General features: G+C 71.3%; 18 protein-coding genes and 1 tRNA gene. 15 read left to right on the top strand and 4 right to left on the bottom strand.

The window, feature by feature from the left end:
- Nucleotides 1-39 precede the first annotated feature (39 nt).
- Genes G3T37_RS05150 through G3T37_RS05120 form a run of 7 tightly spaced genes read left to right on the top strand, consistent with a single transcriptional unit; the run spans nucleotide 40 to nucleotide 8,048 of the window.
- Complete coding sequence (locus G3T37_RS05150; RefSeq protein ID WP_163472353.1) at nucleotides 40-1,035, top strand: ABC transporter permease; 996 nt, start codon at nucleotides 40-42, stop codon at nucleotides 1,033-1,035.
- Nucleotides 1,032-2,624 (top strand): FGGY-family carbohydrate kinase, encoded by a 1,593-nt coding sequence (locus tag G3T37_RS05145; RefSeq protein ID WP_163472352.1) that lies wholly within the window; start codon nucleotides 1,032-1,034, stop codon nucleotides 2,622-2,624. Before G3T37_RS05150 ends, G3T37_RS05145 begins: the two co-directional genes overlap by 4 nt.
- A gap of 9 nt (nucleotides 2,625-2,633) precedes the next feature.
- Complete coding sequence (locus G3T37_RS05140; RefSeq protein WP_163472351.1) at nucleotides 2,634-3,641, top strand: 3-oxoacyl-[acyl-carrier-protein] synthase III C-terminal domain-containing protein; 1,008 nt, start codon at nucleotides 2,634-2,636, stop codon at nucleotides 3,639-3,641.
- On the top strand, nucleotides 3,638-4,399 hold the full coding sequence (locus G3T37_RS05135; RefSeq protein ID WP_163472350.1) for a glycosyltransferase: 762 nt from the start codon (nucleotides 3,638-3,640) through the stop codon (nucleotides 4,397-4,399). Before G3T37_RS05140 ends, G3T37_RS05135 begins: the two co-directional genes overlap by 4 nt.
- A complete protein-coding gene (locus G3T37_RS05130) occupies nucleotides 4,396-5,535 on the top strand; it encodes a cytochrome P450 (RefSeq protein WP_163472349.1) in 1,140 nt (379 codons plus the stop codon). Before G3T37_RS05135 ends, G3T37_RS05130 begins: the two co-directional genes overlap by 4 nt.
- Nucleotides 5,532-7,106 carry a class I adenylate-forming enzyme family protein gene (locus G3T37_RS05125; RefSeq protein WP_163472348.1) on the top strand — a complete coding sequence of 525 codons (1,575 nt, stop codon included), beginning with the start codon at nucleotides 5,532-5,534 and terminating at the stop codon, nucleotides 7,104-7,106. Before G3T37_RS05130 ends, G3T37_RS05125 begins: the two co-directional genes overlap by 4 nt.
- A gap of 6 nt (nucleotides 7,107-7,112) precedes the next feature.
- A complete protein-coding gene (locus G3T37_RS05120; protein ID WP_163472347.1) occupies nucleotides 7,113-8,048 on the top strand; it encodes an NAD-dependent epimerase/dehydratase family protein in 936 nt (311 codons plus the stop codon).
- A gap of 71 nt (nucleotides 8,049-8,119) precedes the next feature.
- Here G3T37_RS05120 and G3T37_RS05115 read toward each other — a convergent pair whose 3' ends face one another.
- On the bottom strand, nucleotides 8,120-8,611 hold the full coding sequence (locus tag G3T37_RS05115; RefSeq protein WP_163472346.1) for a MarR family winged helix-turn-helix transcriptional regulator: 492 nt from the start codon (nucleotides 8,609-8,611) through the stop codon (nucleotides 8,120-8,122).
- 290 nt (nucleotides 8,612-8,901) lie between these two features.
- On the opposite strand from G3T37_RS05115, the gene G3T37_RS05110 reads away from it, so the two are divergent.
- The 7 genes from G3T37_RS05110 (at nucleotide 8,902) to G3T37_RS05080 (ending at nucleotide 16,035) form a co-directional block, all read left to right on the top strand.
- Nucleotides 8,902-8,973: transfer RNA gene (locus tag G3T37_RS05110), tRNA-Gln, on the top strand.
- A gap of 229 nt (nucleotides 8,974-9,202) precedes the next feature.
- Nucleotides 9,203-10,387 carry an ROK family transcriptional regulator gene (locus G3T37_RS05105; RefSeq protein WP_174247747.1) on the top strand — a complete coding sequence of 395 codons (1,185 nt, stop codon included), beginning with the start codon at nucleotides 9,203-9,205 and terminating at the stop codon, nucleotides 10,385-10,387.
- A gap of 31 nt (nucleotides 10,388-10,418) precedes the next feature.
- The gene (locus G3T37_RS05100) at nucleotides 10,419-11,483 is read left to right on the top strand and encodes a sugar ABC transporter substrate-binding protein (RefSeq protein ID WP_163472344.1); all 1,065 of its coding nucleotides are present in this window, start codon (nucleotides 10,419-10,421) and stop codon (nucleotides 11,481-11,483) included.
- Nucleotides 11,484-11,599: 116 nt separating this feature from the next.
- Nucleotides 11,600-12,352, top strand: a complete 753-nt coding sequence (locus G3T37_RS05095; RefSeq protein WP_163472606.1) for an ATP-binding cassette domain-containing protein — start codon at nucleotides 11,600-11,602, stop codon at nucleotides 12,350-12,352.
- Nucleotides 12,349-13,548, top strand: a complete 1,200-nt coding sequence (locus G3T37_RS05090; RefSeq protein WP_163472343.1) for a sugar ABC transporter permease — start codon at nucleotides 12,349-12,351, stop codon at nucleotides 13,546-13,548. The genes G3T37_RS05095 and G3T37_RS05090 overlap by 4 nt, the downstream gene beginning before the upstream one ends.
- Nucleotides 13,549-13,584: 36 nt before the next feature.
- Entirely contained in the window at nucleotides 13,585-15,024 is a 1,440-nt protein-coding gene (gene glmU / locus G3T37_RS05085; protein ID WP_163472342.1) for a bifunctional UDP-N-acetylglucosamine diphosphorylase/glucosamine-1-phosphate N-acetyltransferase GlmU, read from the top strand.
- Nucleotides 15,025-15,057: 33 nt separating this feature from the next.
- A complete protein-coding gene (locus G3T37_RS05080; RefSeq protein ID WP_163472341.1) occupies nucleotides 15,058-16,035 on the top strand; it encodes a ribose-phosphate diphosphokinase in 978 nt (325 codons plus the stop codon).
- Between the two features lie 17 nt (nucleotides 16,036-16,052).
- Here the strand turns inward: G3T37_RS05080 and G3T37_RS05075 are convergent, their stop codons facing one another.
- A complete protein-coding gene (locus G3T37_RS05075; protein WP_163472605.1) occupies nucleotides 16,053-16,418 on the bottom strand; it encodes a hypothetical protein in 366 nt (121 codons plus the stop codon).
- Between the two features lie 117 nt (nucleotides 16,419-16,535).
- Nucleotides 16,536-17,999 carry an NADP-dependent phosphogluconate dehydrogenase gene (gndA, locus tag G3T37_RS05070; RefSeq protein WP_163472340.1) on the bottom strand — a complete coding sequence of 488 codons (1,464 nt, stop codon included), beginning with the start codon at nucleotides 17,997-17,999 and terminating at the stop codon, nucleotides 16,536-16,538.
- Nucleotides 18,000-18,113: 114 nt separating this feature from the next.
- Between gndA and G3T37_RS05065 the strand changes: the two genes are divergently transcribed.
- A complete protein-coding gene (locus tag G3T37_RS05065; protein WP_163472339.1) occupies nucleotides 18,114-18,614 on the top strand; it encodes a gluconokinase in 501 nt (166 codons plus the stop codon).
- Here G3T37_RS05065 and G3T37_RS05060 read toward each other — a convergent pair.
- Nucleotides 18,604-19,992: a DUF1501 domain-containing protein gene (locus G3T37_RS05060; protein WP_163472338.1), complete on the bottom strand. Its 1,389-nt coding sequence runs from the start codon at nucleotides 19,990-19,992 to the stop codon at nucleotides 18,604-18,606. The two genes, G3T37_RS05065 and G3T37_RS05060, sit on opposite strands and share 11 nt — an antisense overlap.
- Nucleotides 19,993-20,014 lie beyond the last annotated feature (22 nt).

The following is a 20,014-nucleotide window of genomic DNA, read 5'->3' as shown; positions in this document are numbered from 1 at the left end:
AGGATGGGGCGCCACATCACGGCGCGAATCCTGAGCGCAATGGGAAGTCGCGGGAGCCTCGTGCGTCTGCTGGTCGTGAGCATCGCCATCGTGATCACGTTCTCCGCGCTCGCACCGACTTCGTTCCTCACGGTCGGCAACTTCGAATTCCTCGCCCAGGCGACGCCCGAGGTCGCCTTGCTGAGCCTCGGCATCTCGCTGGCGATGCTCGCCGGAGGAATCGACCTGTCGGTCGTCGCGATCGCGAACCTTGCGGGCATCGCATCCGGTCTCGTCATGGTGACGCCAATCGGTGCCACCGGGGGCGGGCTCGCGCTGGCGATTCTGCTCGGAGTCGCCGTCGCGGTCGTCTGCGGCGTCATCAACGGCACTCTCATCGCGGGACTGCGTGTCCCGCCGATTCTCGCGACACTCGGCACGTCCCAGTTGTATGGCGGTATCGGGCTGGTGCTCTCGGGGGGAACGGCGGTGTCGGCCCTGCCGACAGCGTTCACCGACTTCGCGAACATCACTTTCGCGGGGGTTCCGCTCATCTTCCTACTGACCCTGCTCCTGGCCGGCCTCGTGGCGTTCGTAGTGACCGCAACCCCGGTCGGCGTTCGCATCCGGTTGTTGGGTGCAAACGCGGTCGCGGCTGAGTACTCGGGAATCAGTGCGAGGCGCGTCACGATCAGCACCTACGCGCTGACTGGCGGCCTCGCGGGAGTCGCCGGGTTGATCATCTCCTCGCGGGCGAGCAGCGCAGACACCAATTACGGGAGTTCGTACATCCTTCTCGGCATCGTCGTCGCAGTCTTGGCGGGCGTCAATCCGGACGGCGGCCACATCACCATCACGGGCGTGATCGTCGCCGCCATCGCACTGCAGACACTGTCGACCGGCCTGACCGCAGTCGGGGTCAGCTCCGACGTGGTCAGCATCGCCCAGGGCGCGTTCCTGATCGCGATGCTTGCCGTGAACGTCTACGGCGGCCAAGTCGTGCCGCTGTTCCGACGACGGCGTTTTCGGCGAGCCGTGGAGCCCGCACCCGCATGACTCCTCGCGCCCCCCTCTTCCTCGGAATCGATATCGGCTCCGGATCCGTGAAGGCCGTCGTGGCGACATCGGCGGGTCGGATCATCGCGCAGGGGTCGCGACCCAGTTCCATCCGGAGGCCACGCCCGGGATTCGCTGAAATGGATGCGGGCACCGATTGGTGGGATCCGGTCGTTGCGCTGTGCCGCGAGGTGGTGCCACGAGCGGAGGGTCGACTCGCGGGAGTCGCCGTGTCGGGGATCGGCCCGTGCGTGCTTCCCACGGATTCCGCCGGGGCGCCCCTCGCGCCCGCGATTCTGTATGGGATCGACTCGCGAGCAACCGACGAAGTCGCGGAGCTTGAGGAGCGGCTCGGTCGCGGGTCGATCCTGGAACGCTGCGGCACAGAGCTCGGCTCCCAGGCCGCGGGCGCGAAACTGCTCTGGTTGAGAAATCGGCGCCCCGAGATCTGGCGCCAGACGTCGATGTGGTTCAGCTGTCACAGCTGGATCGGATTCCGACTCACGGGGGAGTGGTATCTGGATCATCACACCGCGAGCCAATTCGACCCGCTCTACGACATCCGCTCGCAGGACTGGTTGCGGGAGTGGTGCGACGAAATACTGCCGGATGCACGGCTGCCGAGGCTCGTGTGGCCTGCCGACATCGTGGGCACGGTCACTGTCCGTGCCGCACGAGAGACGACCTTGCCGGTGGGTTTGCCGGTCATCGCGGGCACAGTCGACGCGTGGGCGGAAGCGTTCTCGGCGGGCGTTCGTCGCCCGGGCGATCTGATGGTGATGTACGGGTCGACGATGTTCATGGTGCAGGTGCTGCCCGCGCCGGTGTCGCACCCGGGACTCTGGACCACCTCCGGGGTCGAGAGGGAGTCGCACACTCTCGCCGCCGGGATGTCGACGTCGGGGAGCCTCACCGCCTGGGTCCGCGATCTGACCTCGGGTGCTGACTTCCCGACGCTGATCGAGGAAGCCGAAGCGACCACCCCTGGCAGTGACGGCCTGCTGATGCTGCCGTACTTCGCCGGCGAACGATCCCCCATCCACGACCCGAACGCACGCGGCACGATCATCGGTCTGACCCTCGACCACAATCGGGGCCACCTGTTTCGTGCGGCTTACGAGGGCATCGGGTACGCGATCAGACAGGTGCTCGACCAGGTGGCGCAGTTCGTCGGACCGGCCGCGCGCGTCGTGGCCGTGGGCGGCGGAACGCAGGGCGGACTCTGGACCCAGATCGTGTCCGACATCGCGGGCGTGGAACAGATAATTCCCCGAGTCACGATCGGCGCGAGCTATGGCGATGCATTGCTCGCCGCCATCGGAACGGGCAGCGTTCCCCCCGCCACCGACTGGGCGACCGAGGAGTCGATCGTGCGACCGCGCCCGGAGAATCGCGCGAGCTACGATGCTCTGTACGAGCTGTTCACGTCGCTCTACCCGAAAACCGTCGACGTCATGCACGAACTCGCGCGACTTCAGAGCGAGGGAGGATTGGCGCGGGGCGCCGAGCCGGGCCCTGCCGATCCCGTGAGCGGGAGACCCTCCGCACCCGCTTCGGCCCCACCCCCACGGCACCGCCCGCACCGCTAGGGTGACTGCGTGGCCGTCCCCTCCTCCCGCATCGCCGGTCTCGGGGTGTTTCTGCCCGAGTCGACGCGCTCGACCCGGGAGACGGAGGCGCGGCTGCGCGAGGCGAATCCCGGGCTCAACCTGGCGACCGGGCTCATCCATCGCCTCACCGGGGTCGAGTCGGTGCACGTGCGCCCCGACGGCTGGCAGACCTCCGATCTGGCGGTCGCCGCGAGCCGGGATGCCCTCGCCGACGCCCCGGGCGAGATCGATCTGCTGCTCTTCGCGAGCGCGAGCCAAGACCTCATCGAGCCCGCCACGAGCCACATCGTCGCCGCCAAGCTGGGTCTCGACTGCCCCGTCATGGACATCAAGAACGCCTGCAACAGCGTGATCAACGCGATTCAGGTCGCCGACGCGCTCATCGCCTCCGGGCAGTATCACCGGGTGCTCGTGGCGAGCGGCGAGCAGCCCTCCCATGCCGTGCGGTGGCGGCTCGCCGACACCGAGCAGTTCGCCCGCTCCTTCCCCGGCTACACCATGAGCGACGGGGGAGCGGCCGTCATCGTCGAGGCGTCGGATGACCGGCGCACGGGCATCCTGGCCTCCACCTTCCTCGCCGTCTCGCGCCACTGGTCGATCGGCACCCTGCCGTCCGGCGGTTCCATGAACCCCCGGGACCCCGACAAGGTGTTCTTCGACATGGACGGCGCGGCCCTGCAGCAGGCCTTCCTCGAGTTGGGGCCGGAGCCGGTGCTCGACCTCCTCGCGAGGGAGGGGCTCGAGTGGGCGGACGTCGATCTCGTGGCCATCCACCAGGTCGCCCTGCCCTACCTCCCGCCGATCTTCGATCGGCTCGGCGTGGCCGCCGACCGCACCGTGATCACGATCGCCGAGCACGGCAACCTCGCCTCGGTGAGCCTGCCGCTGCAACTGCTGCGCGCCCGCGAGCGCGGCATGATCGCGCCGGGCAGTCTCGTGCTGCTGATCGGGCTGGCCGGCGGCATCAGTCTCGGCCTCATGCTGGTGCGGGTGTGAGCGGGCGGCTCGCGGTGGTCGTGCCCGTGTACAACGAGGCGGCGGGCATCCACACGACACTGGCCGCGCTCGCCGCGCAGACCGACGCCGACATCGACGTCGTCTTCGTCGACAACGGCAGCACCGACGAGTCCGTGGCGATTCTGGAGCACTTCCTCCGGGGGAGGCCGCGCTGGCGGATCGTGCACGAGCCCGTGAAGGGCACGGGAGCCGCCGCCGACACGGGCATGCGCGCCGCGATCGACGCGGGGGCCGAACTGCTCGCCCGCACCGACGCCGACTGCCTGCCGCGCGCCGACTGGACGGCGCGCATCCGTCACGCCCTCGACCGCGACGACGGGCTCGGCCTCGAGCTGGTCGGGGGCGAACTCGTGCCCCGCCGCGACGAGGGCCTCCCGCTCCCCACGCGCGCGCTGCTGCGCGGGGCGGTGTTCCTGGCGGAAGCGTACGGCCGGGTGCGACGCGCCAATCGCGACCCCGCCTACCGCGGGCCCTACATGATGGCGGCGGGCTGCAATCTGGGGATCCGCGCCGAGACCTATCTCGCCGCGGGCGGCTTCCCGCGCACCGCCATCGAGGAACTGCACGAGGACCGCGCCCTCGTGAACGCCGTGCGGCGCATCACCGGCGACTACGCGCGACGCCGCGACATCGTGGTGTACGGGTCGAGCCGGCGCGTCCGGGCGTGGGGCCTGAAGAACACCCTCCTCTGGTACAAGGATCACGAGTACCGGCCGGAGCGGGTGGATATCCGATGAGCGCGGCGGCGTGGGAGGAGCGGCTGTATCGCGCCGCGCATCCGATCGCCTACCCGCTGCTGACCGCCGTGCGGAGCCCCGTGCGCCGCATCCCCGGCCTCGGCATCGTCGTCACCGATGCGGCCCTCCTGCGAAGCGTCCTCCTCGACGGTCGCGGTTTCACCAAGAACGGCCCCGGCGCGTCGAGCGAGCTGTGGACGCCCGTGCTCGGCCCCACCGTGCTCGTCAACATGGATGGCGCCGACCACGCCGCCCTGCGTCGCCAGCTCGCCCCCCTGTTCACCCCGGCCTGGGTGGATGACCTCGCCGCACGCACCCTCGCCGACGCGCTCGCCGCCCTCACCGGGCGATTGCGCGACGGCGAGCCCGTCGATCTGGTGACCGAGGTGCGGCACTACGCGAGCATCATGATCGCGCAGCTCGTGGGGCTCGGCGACGACGTCGTGGGTGACGAACTCTTCCGGCGCATCTCCGCCATCAGCGCCTACGTCAACCTCGCCCGCCCGCGCCTCACCGCCCGGCAGATCCTCGCCGCGCGCCGGGTGATCGCCGAGCTCGACACCGCCGCCTCGGCCGCTTGGGCGGGCGACGCCAGCACCGTGCCCGGGCGGATGCGCGAGCTCGGGCTCGGCGAGCGGGACGCGCTCGGCGCCGCTGGTGCCTTCGTGCTCACCGGCACCGAGACGCTCGTCGCGTTCATCCCGCGGCTGGTCGCCCTCCTCCTCGACACCGGCTGGCTCGATCGGCTGCGCGACGACCGCACGCGCGTCGAGGCGGCGATCGCGGAGGGCATGCGCGTGACCACGCCCACGCCCGTCATGCTGCGCTCGGTGCTGAGGGACGGCAGGATAGGCGGGGTCGGGGTGCGGCGCGGGGAGCGGGTCATCCTCGCGACCTTCGCGGCGAACCGCGCCCTCGGGCCCTTCGACCCGATCGCCAACCCGGCGGCGGGGCTCAAACAGCTGTGGTTCGGGGCCGGGCCGCACTTCTGCATCGGCGCCCCCCTCGCGATGGCCCAGGTGCGGCTCGTGCTCGGCGCGCTGCTCGACGCCCCGGCCGGATTGCGCGTCGCTGCGCGCGGGGCGGCCCGGCGCACTCTGCTTCCGGGCTACCGTTCACTGGTGATCACACGATGAGCGACCCGACCGACGCGCCTCCGGCCGAGCCCGGCACCGACCTGCTCGCGGCGGTGCTGCAGGCGGGCGAGACCTACGGGCCCGCGCCCGCGATCACCTTCGGGCGGCACAGCCTCAGCTACCGCGAGCTGCGGGGGAGCATCCTGCGCACCGCTGCCGCTCTGCGACTGCTCGGCATGCAGCCCGGCGACCGCGTGCTGTTCTCCATCCGGCCGGGCGCCGACGCGACCGTACTCGTGCTGGGCATCATCGCCGCGGGCGGCTCCGTCGTCTTCGCCGACCCCGGGGCGGGGGAGGCCACCTTCCGGGCGCGGGCCCAGCTCGCCGCGGCACGCTGGGTCGCGGCCGAGTCGGTGCTGTATCTCGCGAGCTCCGCGCCGCTGCGTCGCTTCGCGCGCGGGCGCGGACTCGTGCTGCCGCCCTACGCCCGCGTCGTGCCCGACGCCCGCCACCTCTACTCGGGACCCTGGCTGCCGGGGGTGCCGCGCGGGTCGGTGCACGTGCACACGCTCTCCGCGCCGGGAACCATCCCGCCCGAGTTCGAGCCGGGCGACCCCACCGCCGAGGCGCTCGTCATCTTCACGAGCGGAACCACCGACGACCCCAAAGCCGTCGTGCACTCACGGCTCTCGCTCGGCACCGGCCTCGGCGACTTCGTGCGCCACACCGGAATCCTGCCCGGCCAGCGCGTGCTCACCGACCAGCTCATGGTCGGGGTGCCCGCCCTCATCGCGGGAGCGCACTGGGTGCTGCCCGCGGTCGGCACCGCGCCGGGCGCGCAGCCGACCAACTACCTCGACCTCCTCCCGGGGGCGGACGTGCTCTTCGCCGTCCCCGCGGCGATGGATGCCCTGCTCACCCTCCTCGAATCCCACCCCGAGCGCACCCCGACCATCTCGACCGTCATCATCGGCGGCGCCCCCGTCCTCCGCCCCCTCCTGGAGCGGGTGCGCGCGCAGCTGCCCGGGGCCCGCATCACCGCCATCTACGGGATGACGGAGATGCTGCCGGTCGCGCTCGCGGACGGCGACGAGAAGCTCGCCTACACGGGCGAGGGCGACTATGTCGGGCAGCTCGCGAGCACGGTCCACGCCCGGATCGTCGACGGCGAGCTGGTCGTCGCCGGCCCCGGTCTCATGCTCGGCTACCTCGGCAAGGAACCCCAGCGCGAGGTCGCCACGGGCGACCTCGCGCGCATCGAGGGCGACCGCCTGGTGCTCGCGGGGCGGAGCAAAGACATGTTCATCCGCGGCGAGACGAACGTCTACCCGGGCCTCTACGAGCCGATCATCGCGGGCCTGCCCGGGGTGCGCGAGGCCGCGCTCGTGGGCGTGCCGAACGCGATCGGCGACGACGCGATCGTGCTCGTGCTCGTGCCGGAGGAGCAGTACGTGCGGGGGGCGGGCGATCATCCGCTCATCGCCGCGGTGCGGCGCGCTCTCCCCGGGCTCATCGACGCCGCCGTGCTGCCCGACCGCATCCTCGTCGAGCCCGAGCTTCCCCGCAGCGGGCGCGCCCGCAAACTCGACCGTGCCGCGCTCGCCGAACTGGTGCGCGCCCGGCTCGGGTAGCCGCTGGTGCGGATCGTCGTCACCGGGGCCAGCGGCTTCGTCGGAGGGGCCGTCACCCGCGCGCTCGCGGAGCACGGTCACGACGTCACCGGCACCGGGCGGCGCGACGACGTGCAGTTCGCGCACGCCGTCTACCGACGCTGGGCGCTCAGCGAGAAGCCCCCCGAGGGCCTCTTCGACGGCGTCGACGCGGTCGTGCACGCGGCGGCGCTCGCCGACGACTGGGCGCCGCGATCCCGCGCCCTCGCCACCAACTTGGGCGGCACCCGCGCCGTGCTCGACCGGCTGGGGGATGCCCGGCTCGTGCACCTCTCCACCGCGAGCGTCTACGACCCGGCCGTGCCGACCGTGCGCGCGCGGGAAGAGGAGGCGCCGGTCGCGCGCTACCTGGGGAGCTACGCGGCGTCCAAGGCGGCGGCGGAGCGGGAGCTGATGGGGCGGATGGGGGCGAAAGGGGTGCGGGCGGTCATCCTGCGCCCGCACGCCGTCTACGGCCCCGGCGACACGACGCTGCTGCCCCGGCTGCTGAGGGCCGCGCGGGGCGGGGTGCTGCGGCTGCCCTCGGGCGGCGAGGTGCTGCACACGCTCACGCACATCGACAACCTGGTGCACGCGGTGCGCCGCGCCCTCGACCCCGCCTCGCCCACGGGGGTCTACAACGTCGGAGACGACTCGGCCGTCGTGCTGGGGCCGGTGCTGCGCGAGCTGCTCGTGCGGCGCGGAATCACCGGCGCGCGCATCGAGAGCGTGCCGTACCGCACCGCCTACCTCGCGGCGGGGGCGGCGGAGCGACTGTCGCGGCTGACCCGGCTGCGACCGCCGGTCACGCGCTACGCGGTGAGTCAGCTCGGGCTCGAGCGCACCCTCGAGCTGTCGCGCGCCCGCGAGCTGCTCGACTACCGCCCGACGCCGACCACACTGGACGGCGCGCGCGACTGGTGAGCGCGGGTCGTGCCGGGCTGCGGTGCCGCGGCATGCCGGTCAACGCACGACGCAACCGGTGAGCGCACAGCTCAGTCGAAGTCGAGGCTGAGCTTGCGCAGGAGCGCGCTGAGCCGCTCGCGGTCGGGGCCGGAAAGGGCATCCAGAAGCTCGGACTCGCCACGCAGCAGCTCGCTGATGGCGGCATCGACCCGTTCCCGGCCGCGCGGTGTCATGACGACGAGGATGCCCCGCCCGTCGTTGGGGTCGGTGCGGCGCTCCACGAGCTCGCGTTCCACCAGCCGATCGATGCGGTTGGTCATCGTGCCGCTGCTCACCAGCGTCTGCTGAAGCAGCGCCTTGGGGCTCAACTGGTAGGGGGCGCCCGCGCGGCGAAGCGCGGACAGCACGTCGAACTCCCAGAGCTCCAGGTCGGAGGCGGCGAAGGCCGCACGGCGCGCACGCTCCAGGTGACGGGCGAGGCGACCCACCCGGCTCAGCACCTGCAGCGGGGCGAAGTCGAGGTCGGGACGCTCGCGCGTCCACGCGTCGACGACGCGGTCGACTTCGTCGTGAGCGGGCATGAACCCATTATCCGGCCCATCCCGACGCCGGCTGCCACCCGCGCAGCTCGTGCACCCCGCGGTTCACAACGCAGGGCCGGTCGCCCGTCACCCCGCCGGAGCTCGCGCCGAGGCCCGGAAAATGGGCACCGCACCGTGGGGTGCGGTCTCTTCTCTGCTTCGGGCCCTGCAAAGTGAACCGCGGGTGCTGCCGGGCCCGACCTCACCGCGGGTCGCGCGGCCGGCCCCGGCCACTCGCGACCCCGCGACGGACGCATCTGGCAGACTTGTCGGCGCGACGAAGGTCGCGATCCGCCTTGGTGTAATGGCAGCACGACAGCCTTTGGAGCTGTTAGGTCCAGGTTCGAGTCCTGGAGGCGGAGCGCGGGGCCCGGCCGCCGCATCCGCCCGCCGCCCGCGAGCGCGTCTACCCGGCGACCGCACCGCACCCGCCGCCAGCGCCGCGACACACTGGCCGCCCCGCCGCGGCCCGCGAGCGCGCCCACCCGGCGGCCGCTGCCGGCGCACCGGCCCGGCCCCCGTGCCGGCCGCAGCACCGCCCCCGCCCCGCCGCCCGCCCCGCACCCGCCGGGGTATCTTGATCACGTGAGCATGACGAGGGCGACTCCCGGGTCGCAGACTTCGCTCCGGGAGGCGAACCGGGCGCGAATCGTCGATGCCATCAAGCGCCACGGCGGACTCACCCAGGTCGAACTCGCGGGCGCCACGGGCCTCTCGCCCGCCACCGTCTCCAACATCGTCAAGGAGCTCACCGCCTCGGGTGTGCTGCACACCACCCCGAGCACCCGCTCGGGTCGCCGCGCGCAGCACGTGACCCTCGCCCGCGCGCTCGGCATCGTCGCCGGCGTGCACTTCTCGCAGCGTCACATGCGGGTCGCCCTCTCCGACGTGGCGAACACGGTCGTCGCCGAGCACAACATGCCGCTCGCGAAGGATCATCGCGCCGACAACGAGCTCGACAAGGCGACGCGGCTGATCGCCGACATGCTCGACTCCGTGGATGCCCAGATGGACGAGATCCTCGCCGTCGGGATCGCCGTCCCCGCCCCCGTCGACATCGCGACGGGCGAGATCTCCCGGTCCGGTCTCATGCGCGGCTGGGATGGCATCTCCATCGCCGACCTCATGCACCGTCGCATCAAGCGGCCGGTCTACGTCGACAACGAGGCGAACCTGGGCGCGCTCGCCGAGTTCCGGTTGGGTGCGGCCCGCGGCCGCACCAACGTCGCCTATCTGCGCCTCGGCCAGGGTATCGGCGCCGGGCTCATCATCAACGGCGCGGTGTTCCGCGGGTTCTCGAGCGGCGCGGGCGAGTTCGGTCACATGACGATCGACGAGCACGGCCCGCTCTGCCGCTGCGGCAACCGCGGCTGTCTCGAGGCGATCGCGGGTGGCCCCGCCATTCTCGATTCCCTGCGCGAGGGCAACGGGCCGGGCAAGCTCTCCGACGTCATCGTGCACGCGATCGCGGGCGACCCGCTCTGCACGCGCGCGATCGCCGACGCCGCCCGACACATCGGCATCGCCGCCGCGAACGTGGTCAACCTGATCGCCCCGGAGCGCATCGTGGTCGGCGGTGAGCTCGCCCGCGCCGGTGAGCTGCTGCTCGGCCCCCTCCGGCACAGCCTGGAGCGCTCCGTCGTCATGAGCACCGACAAGGTCGCCGACATCGTTCAGGGCCAGCTCGGCGAGCGCGCCGAACTCATGGGCGCCGTGCTCTATGCGATCGACCGCGCCACCATCGGCGGCGACGATTACTCGATCCCGCTCTCGTGACCCCCTCGCACACACGTATGGAAGGCAATCGATGAAGATCGCCACGACCCGCGCGGTTCTGGCCGCCGTGACGTTCGCCCTCGTCGCCGGGATGCTCGCCGCCTGCTCGCTCGGAACCGCGTCGACCGGCCTCAAGATCGGGCTCCTGCTGCCCGACTCGGTGACCACCCGCTACGACTCGGCCGACCGGCCCTTCTTCGAGAAGCGGATCCACGAGCTCGACCCCTCGGCGACCGTGCTCTACGCGAACGCGGATGGCGACGCCGCCAACCAGCAGCAGCAGGCCGAGTCGATGCTGACCGCGGGGGCCAAGGTGCTCGTGCTCTCGCCGTTCGACAGCAAGGCCGCGCAGGCGATCGTCACCGAGTCGCTCGCGCGGGGCGTCCCCGTCATCTCCTACGACCGGCTCATCGCGGGCGGCAAGGCCGCGTACTACATCTCCTTCGACAACGAGCGGGTCGGCGAGATGCAGGCGACGGCCCTGATCGAGAAACTGCACTCCTCCGGGGTGCCGAGCGGCAGCGGCATCCTCGAGGTCAACGGCTCGCCCACCGACGCCAACGCGATCCAGTTCAAGGCGGGTGCGCACCGGGTGCTCGCCTCGAGCGGATACACGACCCTCGCCGAGTTCGACACTCCCGGGTGGATCCCGTCGCAGGCCCAGGACTGGGTCAGCGGCCAGATCACGAAGTACGGAGACCGAATCACGGGCGTGCTCGCGGCGAACGACAGCGTGGCGGGCGGGGTGATCGCCGCGCTCAAGGCCGCGGGGCTGAGGCGACTGCCGCCGGTCACGGGACAGGATGCCGAACTCGCCGGCCTCCAACGCATTCTGGTGGGCGACCAATACATGACGGTCTTCAAAGACCTGAAGCCGGAGGCCGACAAGGCCGCCGAACTCGCCATCGCCCTGAGTCGGCACCAGAAGCCCGCCGGCCAGACCACGGTCGACGGGGTACCCTCGTTCCTGCTCTCGCCCGTCTCCGTGACGGCGGGCACCATCGCCGACACCGTGGTGAAGGATGGTTTCTACACCGCCGCCCAGATCTGCACGCCCACCTACGCCGCGGCCTGCCGGGCGAACGGTCTCGGCTGAGGCCGGGCATCCCCGCACACCGCACACCGCACCGACAACAACCGCAAGGAGACCGCGTGACACTCGTAACCGAGGTGTCGGGTGACCGCCACCAGAGTGCCAGACCCGTGCTCACGATGCGTGGCATCAACAAGAGCTTCGGGGCGGTCCGCGCCCTCACCGACGTCGATCTCGATATCCACGCCGGGGAGGTCGTGGCGCTCGTCGGCGACAACGGCGCGGGCAAGTCGACTCTCGTGAAGATCCTCGCCGGGGTGCACGCGCAGGACTCGGGCGAGATCACCTTCGATGAGAAGCGCGTGAGCATCCCCTCGCCCGCCGCCTCGCGCGAGCTCGGCATCGCGACCGTGTTTCAGGAGCTCTCGCTCTGCGACAACCTCGACGTCGTCTCGAACCTCTTCCTCGGCCGTGAGATCGGCGCGGCCGCACTCGACGAGGTGGAGATGGAGAAGCGGTCGTGGGAGCTGCTGCGCCAGCTCTCGGCCAAGATCCCCTCGGTGCGGGTGCCGGTCGCCTCCCTCTCCGGCGGCCAGCGCCAGACGGTGGCGATCGCGCGCTCGCTCATCGGCGAGCCGACGGTAGTGATTCTCGACGAGCCGACGGCGGCCCTCGGCATCGCGCAGACCGCGGAGGTGCTCAACCTCGTCGAGCGGCTGCGCGAGCGCGGCCTCGGCGTCGTGCTCATCAGTCACAACCTGGCCGACGTGCAGGCCGTCGCCGACCGGGTCGTGGTGCTGCGCCTCGGTCGCAACAACGGGGTGTTCACGGTGCCCGACGTCTCCTACGAGGAGATCATCGCGGCGATCACCGGCGCCACCGATACCGCGATCACCGCGCGGGATTCGCGCCGCGGGGAGGAGTCGCGATGAGCCATCCGCCCGCCACCACCGAGCTGGCACCCCGCCTCCCGCTGTTCCGGCTGCGCTCCGGCGAGCTCGGTTCTGTTCCCGTCGTCGTCGGCCTCGTCGTCATCTGGATCGTCTTCGAGATCCTCAACCCGGCGTTCCTCTCGGCCGGCAACCTCGTCAATCTCGCCCTGCAGTGCGCCTCCGTCGGCACGATCTCGATCGGTATCGTGCTCGTCGCGCTCGTCGGCCAGATCGACCTCTCTGTGGGTTCCACGAGCGGGCTGGCCGCGGCCATCGTCGGTATCGGGATGACCAGCGGCGGCTGGCCCCTGCCCCTCGCCATCCTCGGCGCCCTCGTCGCCGGCGCGCTCGTCGGGCTGCTCTACGGGTTCCTATTCACGCGGTTCGGCGTGCCCAGCTTCGTCATCACCCTGGCGGGCCTCCTCGCGATCTCCGGGCTGCAGCGCGAGGTGCTCGGCCCGGACGGCACGGTGAACCTGCCGTACGACTCCTTCATCGTGCAGTTCGCGCAGGTGTGGTTCCTGCCCACGCCGATCGCCTACGGTCTCGCCGTCGCGGCGGCCGTGGTCATCGCGCTCACCGGCTGGCTCTCCATGCGCAAGCGCGTCGCGGCGGGCCTTTCCGCGCCGTCGCCGCTGTCGGTCATTGTGCGTCCCCTCGCGCTGCTCGTCGTGCTGCTCGTCGTGGTCTGGTACCTGGGAACCGATCGCGGTATCGGCGCCTCCTTCCTGTTCTTCCTCGCGCTCGTCGTGGCGATGAACTACGTGCTCACCCGCACGCGCTGGGGGCGCTCCGTCTACGCGGTCGGCGGCAGCGTCGAGGCCGCCCGCCGCGCGGGCATCCGTGTCGGCCGGGTCTACGTCGGCATCTTCGTGCTGTGCTCCGTCTTCGCCGCGCTCGGCGGCCTGCTCGCGGCGGGCCGGCTCACCTCCGCGGGGCTCTCCAGCGGCGGCGGCGACACCAACCTCAACGCCATCGCGGCCGCGGTCATCGGCGGCACGAGCCTGTTCGGCGGGCGGGGCAGCGCGTTCTCCGCGCTGCTCGGCATCGTCGTGATCCAGTCGATCTCGAGCGGGCTCACCCTCCTCAGTCTCGACTCCTCGGTGCGGAGCATCATCACGGGGGCAGTCCTCGTGCTCGCCGTCGTGCTCGACGCGCTCTCCCGGCGTTCGCGGGCGGCGCACGGCCGGGGCTGACCCGCACCCGGGGGAGAAGCGCGGGATGATGGACTCATGACTGACCGCAAGCTCGCCGTGATCATCCTCGCCGCCGGGCAGGGCACCCGCATGAGGTCCGCCCTGCCGAAGGTGCTGCACCCGCTCGCTGGCGTGCCGCTCGTCGGTCACGTGCTCGCGACCGCCCGCGAACTCGACCCGGCGCACGTCGTGGTGGTCGTGCGGCACGAGCGCGAGCGAGTCGCCGAGGTGGTCGGCTCGCTGCTGCCGGAGGCCACGATCGTCGACCAGGACGAGGTGCCGGGCACGGGTCGCGCGGTCGAGGTCGCCCTCGACGCCCTGCCCGCCGACTTCGAGGGCGAGGTGGTCGTGGTGAGCGGCGACGTGCCCCTGCTCGACGCCGCGACCCTCAGTGGGATGATCGACGCTCACCGCGCGGGCGGGGCCGCCGCCACTCTGCTCTCCGCCCTGCTCGACGACGCCACCGGCTACGGGCGGGTGGTCCGCGCGGCAGACGGCAGTGTGGAGCGCATCGTGGAGCAGCGCGACGCGAGCCCCGCCGAGCTCGACCTGCTCGAGATCAACTCGGGCAGCTACGTCTTCGCCGTCAGGCCGCTGCGCGAGCAGCTCGCCGCGGTGGGCGCCGACAACGCGCAGGGCGAGAAGTACCTGACCGATGTGGTCGCGCTGTTGCGGGCGGCGGGCCAGGAGGTCACGGCGGTGACGGTGCGCGAGAGCTGGATCGTCGGTGGGGTCAACGACCGGGTGCAGCTCGCTGAGACCGCGCGGCGCCTCAACGACATGATCGTGCGCGGGTGGCAGCTCGCCGGCGTGACGATCCGCGATCCGCAGTCGACGTGGATCGACCTGCAGGCGACGATCGCGGAGGACGTCGAGCTGCTTCCGGGCACGAGCATCCACGGGCCCACGACCATCGCCCGCGGTGCCATCATCGGACCGGACACGAGTCTCGACGCCTGCGAGATCGGCGAGGACGCCGTGGTGCGGCGCACGGACGCGACGCTCGCCGTGATCGGCGCGCGCGCCTCCGTCGGGCCCTTCGCCTACCTGCGGCCGGGCACCGTGCTGGGCGAGGACGGCAAGATCGGCACCTTCGTCGAGACCAAGAACTCCACGATCGGCGCCGGGAGCAAGGTGCCCCACCTCAGCTACATCGGCGATACGACGATCGGCGTGGACTCCAACCTCGGCGCGGGCACGATCACCTCCAACTACGACGGGGTCAAGAAGGACAAGACGGTCATCGGCTCCCACGTGCGAGGGAGCTCGCACACGGTGTACGTCGCCCCCGTTAGAATCGGTGACGGAGCGTACACAGGCGCCGGAGCCGTCATCCGCAAGGATGTCCCCGCCGGTGCCCTGGCGATATCAGTGGCTCCGCAGCGCAACATGCTTGGCTGGGTCGCGGCCAAACGTCCGGGCACTGCAGCTGCGGACGCAGCCGCGGCGGCGGAGGCGGCACCCGACTCCGAGTGACAACCGTCGGTTTGCCGGCAGAAAGCGGGACACGTGTCCGAGATCAAAATCAGCGGACAGAAACGACTGGTCATCGTGTCGGGCCGGGCCTACCCGGAGCTGGCCGACCAGGTCGCTGCTGAACTCGGCACGAGCGTCGTGCACACCGACGCGCGCACCTTCGCCAATGGCGAGATCTATGCGCGCTACGACGAGAGCGTGCGCGGGGCGGATGTGTTCGTCATCCAGTCGCACACCTTCCCGATCAACGAGTGGCTCATGGAGCAGCTCATCATGATCGACGCCCTCAAGCGTGCCTCGGTCAAGCGCATCACGGTCGTCTCGCCCTTCTACCCCTACGCGCGCCAGGACAAGAAGGGCCGCGGCCGCGAGCCGATCAGCGCCCGTCTCGTCGCCGACCTGTACAAGGCGGCCGGGGCCGACCGCATCATGAGCGTCGACCTCCACGCCGCGCAGATCCAGGGCTTCTTCGACGGCCCGGTCGACCACCTCTTCGCGATGCCGGTGCTGTTGGAGCACTTCCAGCGCCAGCTCGACCCGTCCACCCTCACCGTCGTCTCGCCCGACATGGGCCGCGTTCGCGTCGCCGACATCTGGAGCGACAAGCTCGGGGCACCGCTCGCGATCATCCACAAGCGACGCGACCCGCTGGTTCCCAACCAGGTCTCGGTGCACGAGATCGTCGGCGAGGTCGACGGTCGCGTCTGCCTCATCGTCGACGACCTGATCGACACCGGCCGCACGATCGCGAAGGCCGCTCAAGCGCTCAAAGACAACGGGGCCACGGGTGTCGTCGTCGCGGCCACCCACGCGGTGTTCTCCGACCCCGCCACCGAGCTCCTGCAGAGCGAGTTCATCGACTCGGTGGTCGTCACCGACACCCTCCCGGTGCCGGAGTCGAAGCGGTTCCCGACCCTCACGATCCTGCCCATCGCGCCGCTCATCGCGCGCGCGATCTACGAGGTCTTCGACGACGGCTCGGTCACCTCGATGTTCGACGGCGCGGCCTAAGCACCGGTCGCTGCGGCTCAGCTGCTGGCGGGCCGCTCGTTCGGCAGCACCGGCATCGCGGGGATCAGCCCGAGCGGCGCGATCCACTTGTCGCCGCCGAACGCGTTCTTCGTGTAGCACTGCCAGCCGGGGCCGCCGTAGCCGAAGAGCTCGAGCCGGGCATCCGATGCGGGTGCGTCGGGCCGTTCGTAGCCGACCCAGCGGGCGCAGCTTCGACGGGCGGTGTCGGCACTCACGCTGACGATCGTGACGATGCCGGGCAGGATGAACCCGATGAGCCCCACGATCACGACGAGCCGCATCGCGAGCAGGGTCCGCGCGGAACGCAGCGGGCGCCCGTCGCCGGGTTCGTAGCCCGCGAGCTCCGGCTCGTCGTCGTACATGCTCACCCGCCCATTAAACCCGCGGGACCCGGCGTCTCACCCCCGCCCGCGCATCCCGAATCGGTAACGACGTGAGGGCGGGGCCGCGAACGACCCCGCCCTCACCCTGAGCTCACGCTAGTGGCTGCTGCCGGCGCTCTCGATCTCGGTGCGGTCGCCCGACCACAGCGTGTGGAAGGTGCCCTCCTTGTCGACCCGCTGGTAGGTGTGGGCGCCGAAGAAGTCGCGCTGGCCCTGCACGAGCGCGGCGGGAAGGCGCGGGGCGCGGATCCCGTCGTAGTAGGCGAGCGAGGAGGAGAACGCGGGGGAGGGGATCCCGGCCTTCGCCGCGTGCGCGACGACTTGGCGCCACGACTCCTGCGCACCCTCGATCGCGGCCCGGAAGTACGGCGCGGTGAGGAGGGCGACGAGCTCGGGGTCGTCGTTGTAGGCGTCGGTGATGCGGTTGAGGAACTGGGCGCGGATGATGCAGCCACCGCGCCAGATCTTCGCGATCTCACCCTTCTTGATGTCCCAGCCGTACTTCTCCGCGCCCGCGATGATCGCGTCGAAGCCCTGCGAGTACGCGACGATCTTCGAGGCGTAGAGAGCGCGTCGCACGTCTTCGACGAAGGTGGCCTTGTCGTCGACCGTCCACGGCTCGGCCGGCCCGGGGAGGCTGCTCGCGGCGGCGCGCTGAGCGGGCTTCGACGAGAGCGCGCGGGCGAACACCGCCTCGGCGATGCCGGAGACCGGGATACCGAGGTCGAGCGCGTTCTGCACGGTCCAGACGCCGGTCCCCTTGGAGCCGGCCTGATCGAGGATGACGTCGACGAGGGGCTTCCCCGTCTCCGCGTCCGTCTGGCGCAGCACCTCGGCGGTGATCTCGATCAGGTACGACTCGAGCTCGCCCTTGTTCCACTCCGCGAAAATGTCGGCGATCTCGGCCGGGGCCGCTCCGGTGCCTTGGCGGATGAGGTCGTACGCCTCGGCGATGAGCTGCATGTCGGCGTACTCGATGCCGTTGTGGATCATCTTCACGAAGTGCCCGGCGCCATCGGTTCCGACGTGCGTGACGCAGGGCTCGCCTTCGGCCACCGCCGCGATGGAGGCGAAGATCGGGCCGAGCTTCTCGTAGGCCTCCGCCGAGCCGCCGGGCATGATCGACGGACCGTTGAGCGCGCCCTCCTCGCCACCGGAGATGCCAGTGCCGACGAAGTTGAGGCCCTTCTCGCGGGCCGCCTTCTCGCGCCGGATCGTGTCGGTGAACAGGGCGTTGCCGCCGTCGATGATGATGTCGCCCTCCTCGAAGAGCGCCGACAGCTCATCGATGACCGCGTCGGTTCCGGCACCCGCCTGCACCATGATCAGGGCGGCGCGCGGCTTCTCGAGCGAGGCGACGAACTCCTCGATCGTCTTGGATGCGACGAAGCCGGCCTCGGGGTGCTCGGTGATGAGCGTCTCGGTCTTGGCCCAAGTGCGGTTGTACACCGCGACCGTGTTGCCCTCGCGGCTGGCGAGGTTGCGGGCGAGGTTGGATCCCATCACCGCCAATCCGACGACTCCGATATTTGCTGTAGCGGCGGTGGGTGTTGCGTTCACGGAAGATCTCCCAGGGGTTGAAGTACGTGGTCCAACGTTAGCGGCCCGAGGTGGGTGGAGGGGTGAGACGGGAACCGCTCGCTAGGGTGGAGTTCCATCGGTGGAACGAGAGGGATGATCGTGCCCCAGCTCATCGTCGTCATGGGGGTCTCGGGCTCCGGTAAGTCGACCGTCGGCGCGGCCCTCGCGTCGCGGCTGCGCGTGCCCTTCGTCGACGCCGACGATCTGCACCCCGCCGCCAACGTCGCGAAGATGGCGGCCGGGCACCCGCTCACCGATGAGGACCGCTGGCCGTGGCTCGACCGCGTCGCCGCGACGCTCGCCGGGGGCGCCTCGACCGGCATGGTGGTCGCCTGCAGCGCCCTGCGCCGGGTCTACCGTGAGCGCATCAGCGCCGGTGCGCCGGGTGTGCGCTTCGTCGAGCTGGAGGGCTCGCGCGCACTGCTCGAGGAGCGGATGCGCGGCCGCCACGACCACTTCATGCCGACGAGCCTCCTCGACTCGCAGCTCGCCACGCTGGAATCGCTGGCCGTGGACGAGCCGGGCATCGTGGTGGCGATCGACCAGTCGCTGGAGGAGATCGTGGGGACGATCATCCGCGAGCTCAGGCCATGATGCCGACGGGCGTGGGCGTCCAGCCGGGGAAGACCGTGCCCATCGAGCCCGTGCTGAGCCCGAGCCGCTTCGTCACGACGTCGCTGAGCACGTCGCGGTAGTCGTTCCAGCCGGGCACGTCGCCCTGGTCGAGCAGCGTCGGGTCGAGCCCCAGCCACGTGCCGTGGACCCCCGCGCTGACGCCGCCGCCGAGCACCAGCACCGCGCCGCCGTGACCATGGTCGGTGCCGCCGCTCGCGTTCTGCTCCACCCGGCGCCCGAACTCGCTCATCGCGACGATCGTCGTGGAGTCGAGCGCGGTGCCGAGATCGCTCGTGAACGCGGCGAGCGCGGTCGCGAGGTCGCCGAGGTGGCGCCTCATGTCGCCGGCGTCGACCGTGCCCATGCCGGTGTGGGTGTCCCAGCCGCCCACGTCGATGCAGGCGACGCGCACGCCCACCTGCGCCTTGATCAGGGTGGCGAGCGAGGCGAGCGCATCGCCCAGATTGCCCTTCGGGTACACGGTCGCGGGCCCCGCGGGCGGGGTGGCACGCACCTGCGCCATCGTGTTCAGGGCGCCGATCGCGAGGCCGGTCTGGGTCGCGATCGGATGATCGACCCCCGTGTACAGCGCCATCAGCGCGCTCTTCGTCGCGGGCACGTCGTCCACCCCGTCGAGGGCGATCGACTGCAGGTCGTACATCGCGATCGAACGGGAGCTGCCCATCATCGATCGCGGCAGCAGTCCTCCCACGGCGACCGAGCGGAAGGTGGTGCCCGGCCCGGAGACGGCGAGCACGCGGTCGAGCCAGCCGGAGGTGAGGCGCGAGCTCGATCCGCGCTCGAGGCAGTCCTGAGCCTGGAAGTGGCTGCGCGACAGGTCGGGGGTCGAGACCGCGGGGACCGCCGCGACCTTGCCCGCCGAGATGAGCGGCTGCAGCGGCGCGAGCGCGGGGTGCAGCCCGAACCCGCGGGCCGTGTCGAAGGGCAGGGCTGAGGCGGCGCGCACCGCGACACCGGGCCGGGCGGCGGCGAGGGCCGCATCGTCGGCGGCGGGCACGAGCAGCGAGAGGCCGTCCATCCCGCCCCGCAGGAAGACGACGACGAGCGTGCCGGTCGTGGGCACGTCGGCGGCCGCGTAGGAGACCCGACTCGTGACGAGTTGCGCGCCGAGCGCTGCGACGCCGACGCCGAGACCGCCCTTGAGGAAGGTGCGGCGGTTGAATCCGCGCGACCACTGCTCGTCGCGCTGGTCGGCCTCGAGGGTGGCGGCGGTCGCGGCAGCGCGCAGGGCGGCGTCGCGCGCGGTCGGCCCGAGCCGCTCCCAGTCGGGGCAGTCGGGGTGCAGCGAGCGGAGGATCGCGTCGTCCGCGACGGTCACGGTTGCGGTGTCGCTCATCTGGTCTGCTCCTCGGTTCGGC

It is taken from the genome of Galbitalea soli (assembly GCF_010686725.1).
Lineage (GTDB): Bacteria > Actinomycetota > Actinomycetes > Actinomycetales > Microbacteriaceae > Galbitalea > Galbitalea soli.
This window is presented reverse-complemented; position numbering and strand designations above follow the sequence as displayed.

What these genes read in the sequence shown, in the direction of transcription:
- glmU (WP_163472342.1), top strand. Translation starts at nt 13,585, where the DNA reads ATGACTGACCGCAAGCTCGCCGTGATCATCCTCGCCGCCGGGCAGGGC.
- G3T37_RS05060 (WP_163472338.1), bottom strand. Translation starts at nt 19,992, where the DNA reads ATGAGCGACACCGCAACCGTGACCGTCGCGGACGACGCGATCCTCCGC.
- G3T37_RS05150 (WP_163472353.1), top strand. Translation starts at nt 40, where the DNA reads ATGGGAAGTCGCGGGAGCCTCGTGCGTCTGCTGGTCGTGAGCATCGCC.
- G3T37_RS05100 (WP_163472344.1), top strand. Translation starts at nt 10,419, where the DNA reads ATGAAGATCGCCACGACCCGCGCGGTTCTGGCCGCCGTGACGTTCGCC.
- G3T37_RS05125 (WP_163472348.1), top strand. Translation starts at nt 5,532, where the DNA reads ATGAGCGACCCGACCGACGCGCCTCCGGCCGAGCCCGGCACCGACCTG.
- G3T37_RS05130 (WP_163472349.1), top strand. Translation starts at nt 4,396, where the DNA reads ATGAGCGCGGCGGCGTGGGAGGAGCGGCTGTATCGCGCCGCGCATCCG.
- G3T37_RS05105 (WP_174247747.1), top strand. Translation starts at nt 9,203, where the DNA reads ATGACGAGGGCGACTCCCGGGTCGCAGACTTCGCTCCGGGAGGCGAAC.
- G3T37_RS05095 (WP_163472606.1), top strand. Translation starts at nt 11,600, where the DNA reads ATGCGTGGCATCAACAAGAGCTTCGGGGCGGTCCGCGCCCTCACCGAC.
- G3T37_RS05065 (WP_163472339.1), top strand. Translation starts at nt 18,114, where the DNA reads ATGATCGTGCCCCAGCTCATCGTCGTCATGGGGGTCTCGGGCTCCGGT.
- G3T37_RS05115 (WP_163472346.1), bottom strand. Translation starts at nt 8,611, where the DNA reads ATGCCCGCTCACGACGAAGTCGACCGCGTCGTCGACGCGTGGACGCGC.
- G3T37_RS05075 (WP_163472605.1), bottom strand. Translation starts at nt 16,418, where the DNA reads ATGTACGACGACGAGCCGGAGCTCGCGGGCTACGAACCCGGCGACGGG.
- G3T37_RS05090 (WP_163472343.1), top strand. Translation starts at nt 12,349, where the DNA reads ATGAGCCATCCGCCCGCCACCACCGAGCTGGCACCCCGCCTCCCGCTG.
- G3T37_RS05145 (WP_163472352.1), top strand. Translation starts at nt 1,032, where the DNA reads ATGACTCCTCGCGCCCCCCTCTTCCTCGGAATCGATATCGGCTCCGGA.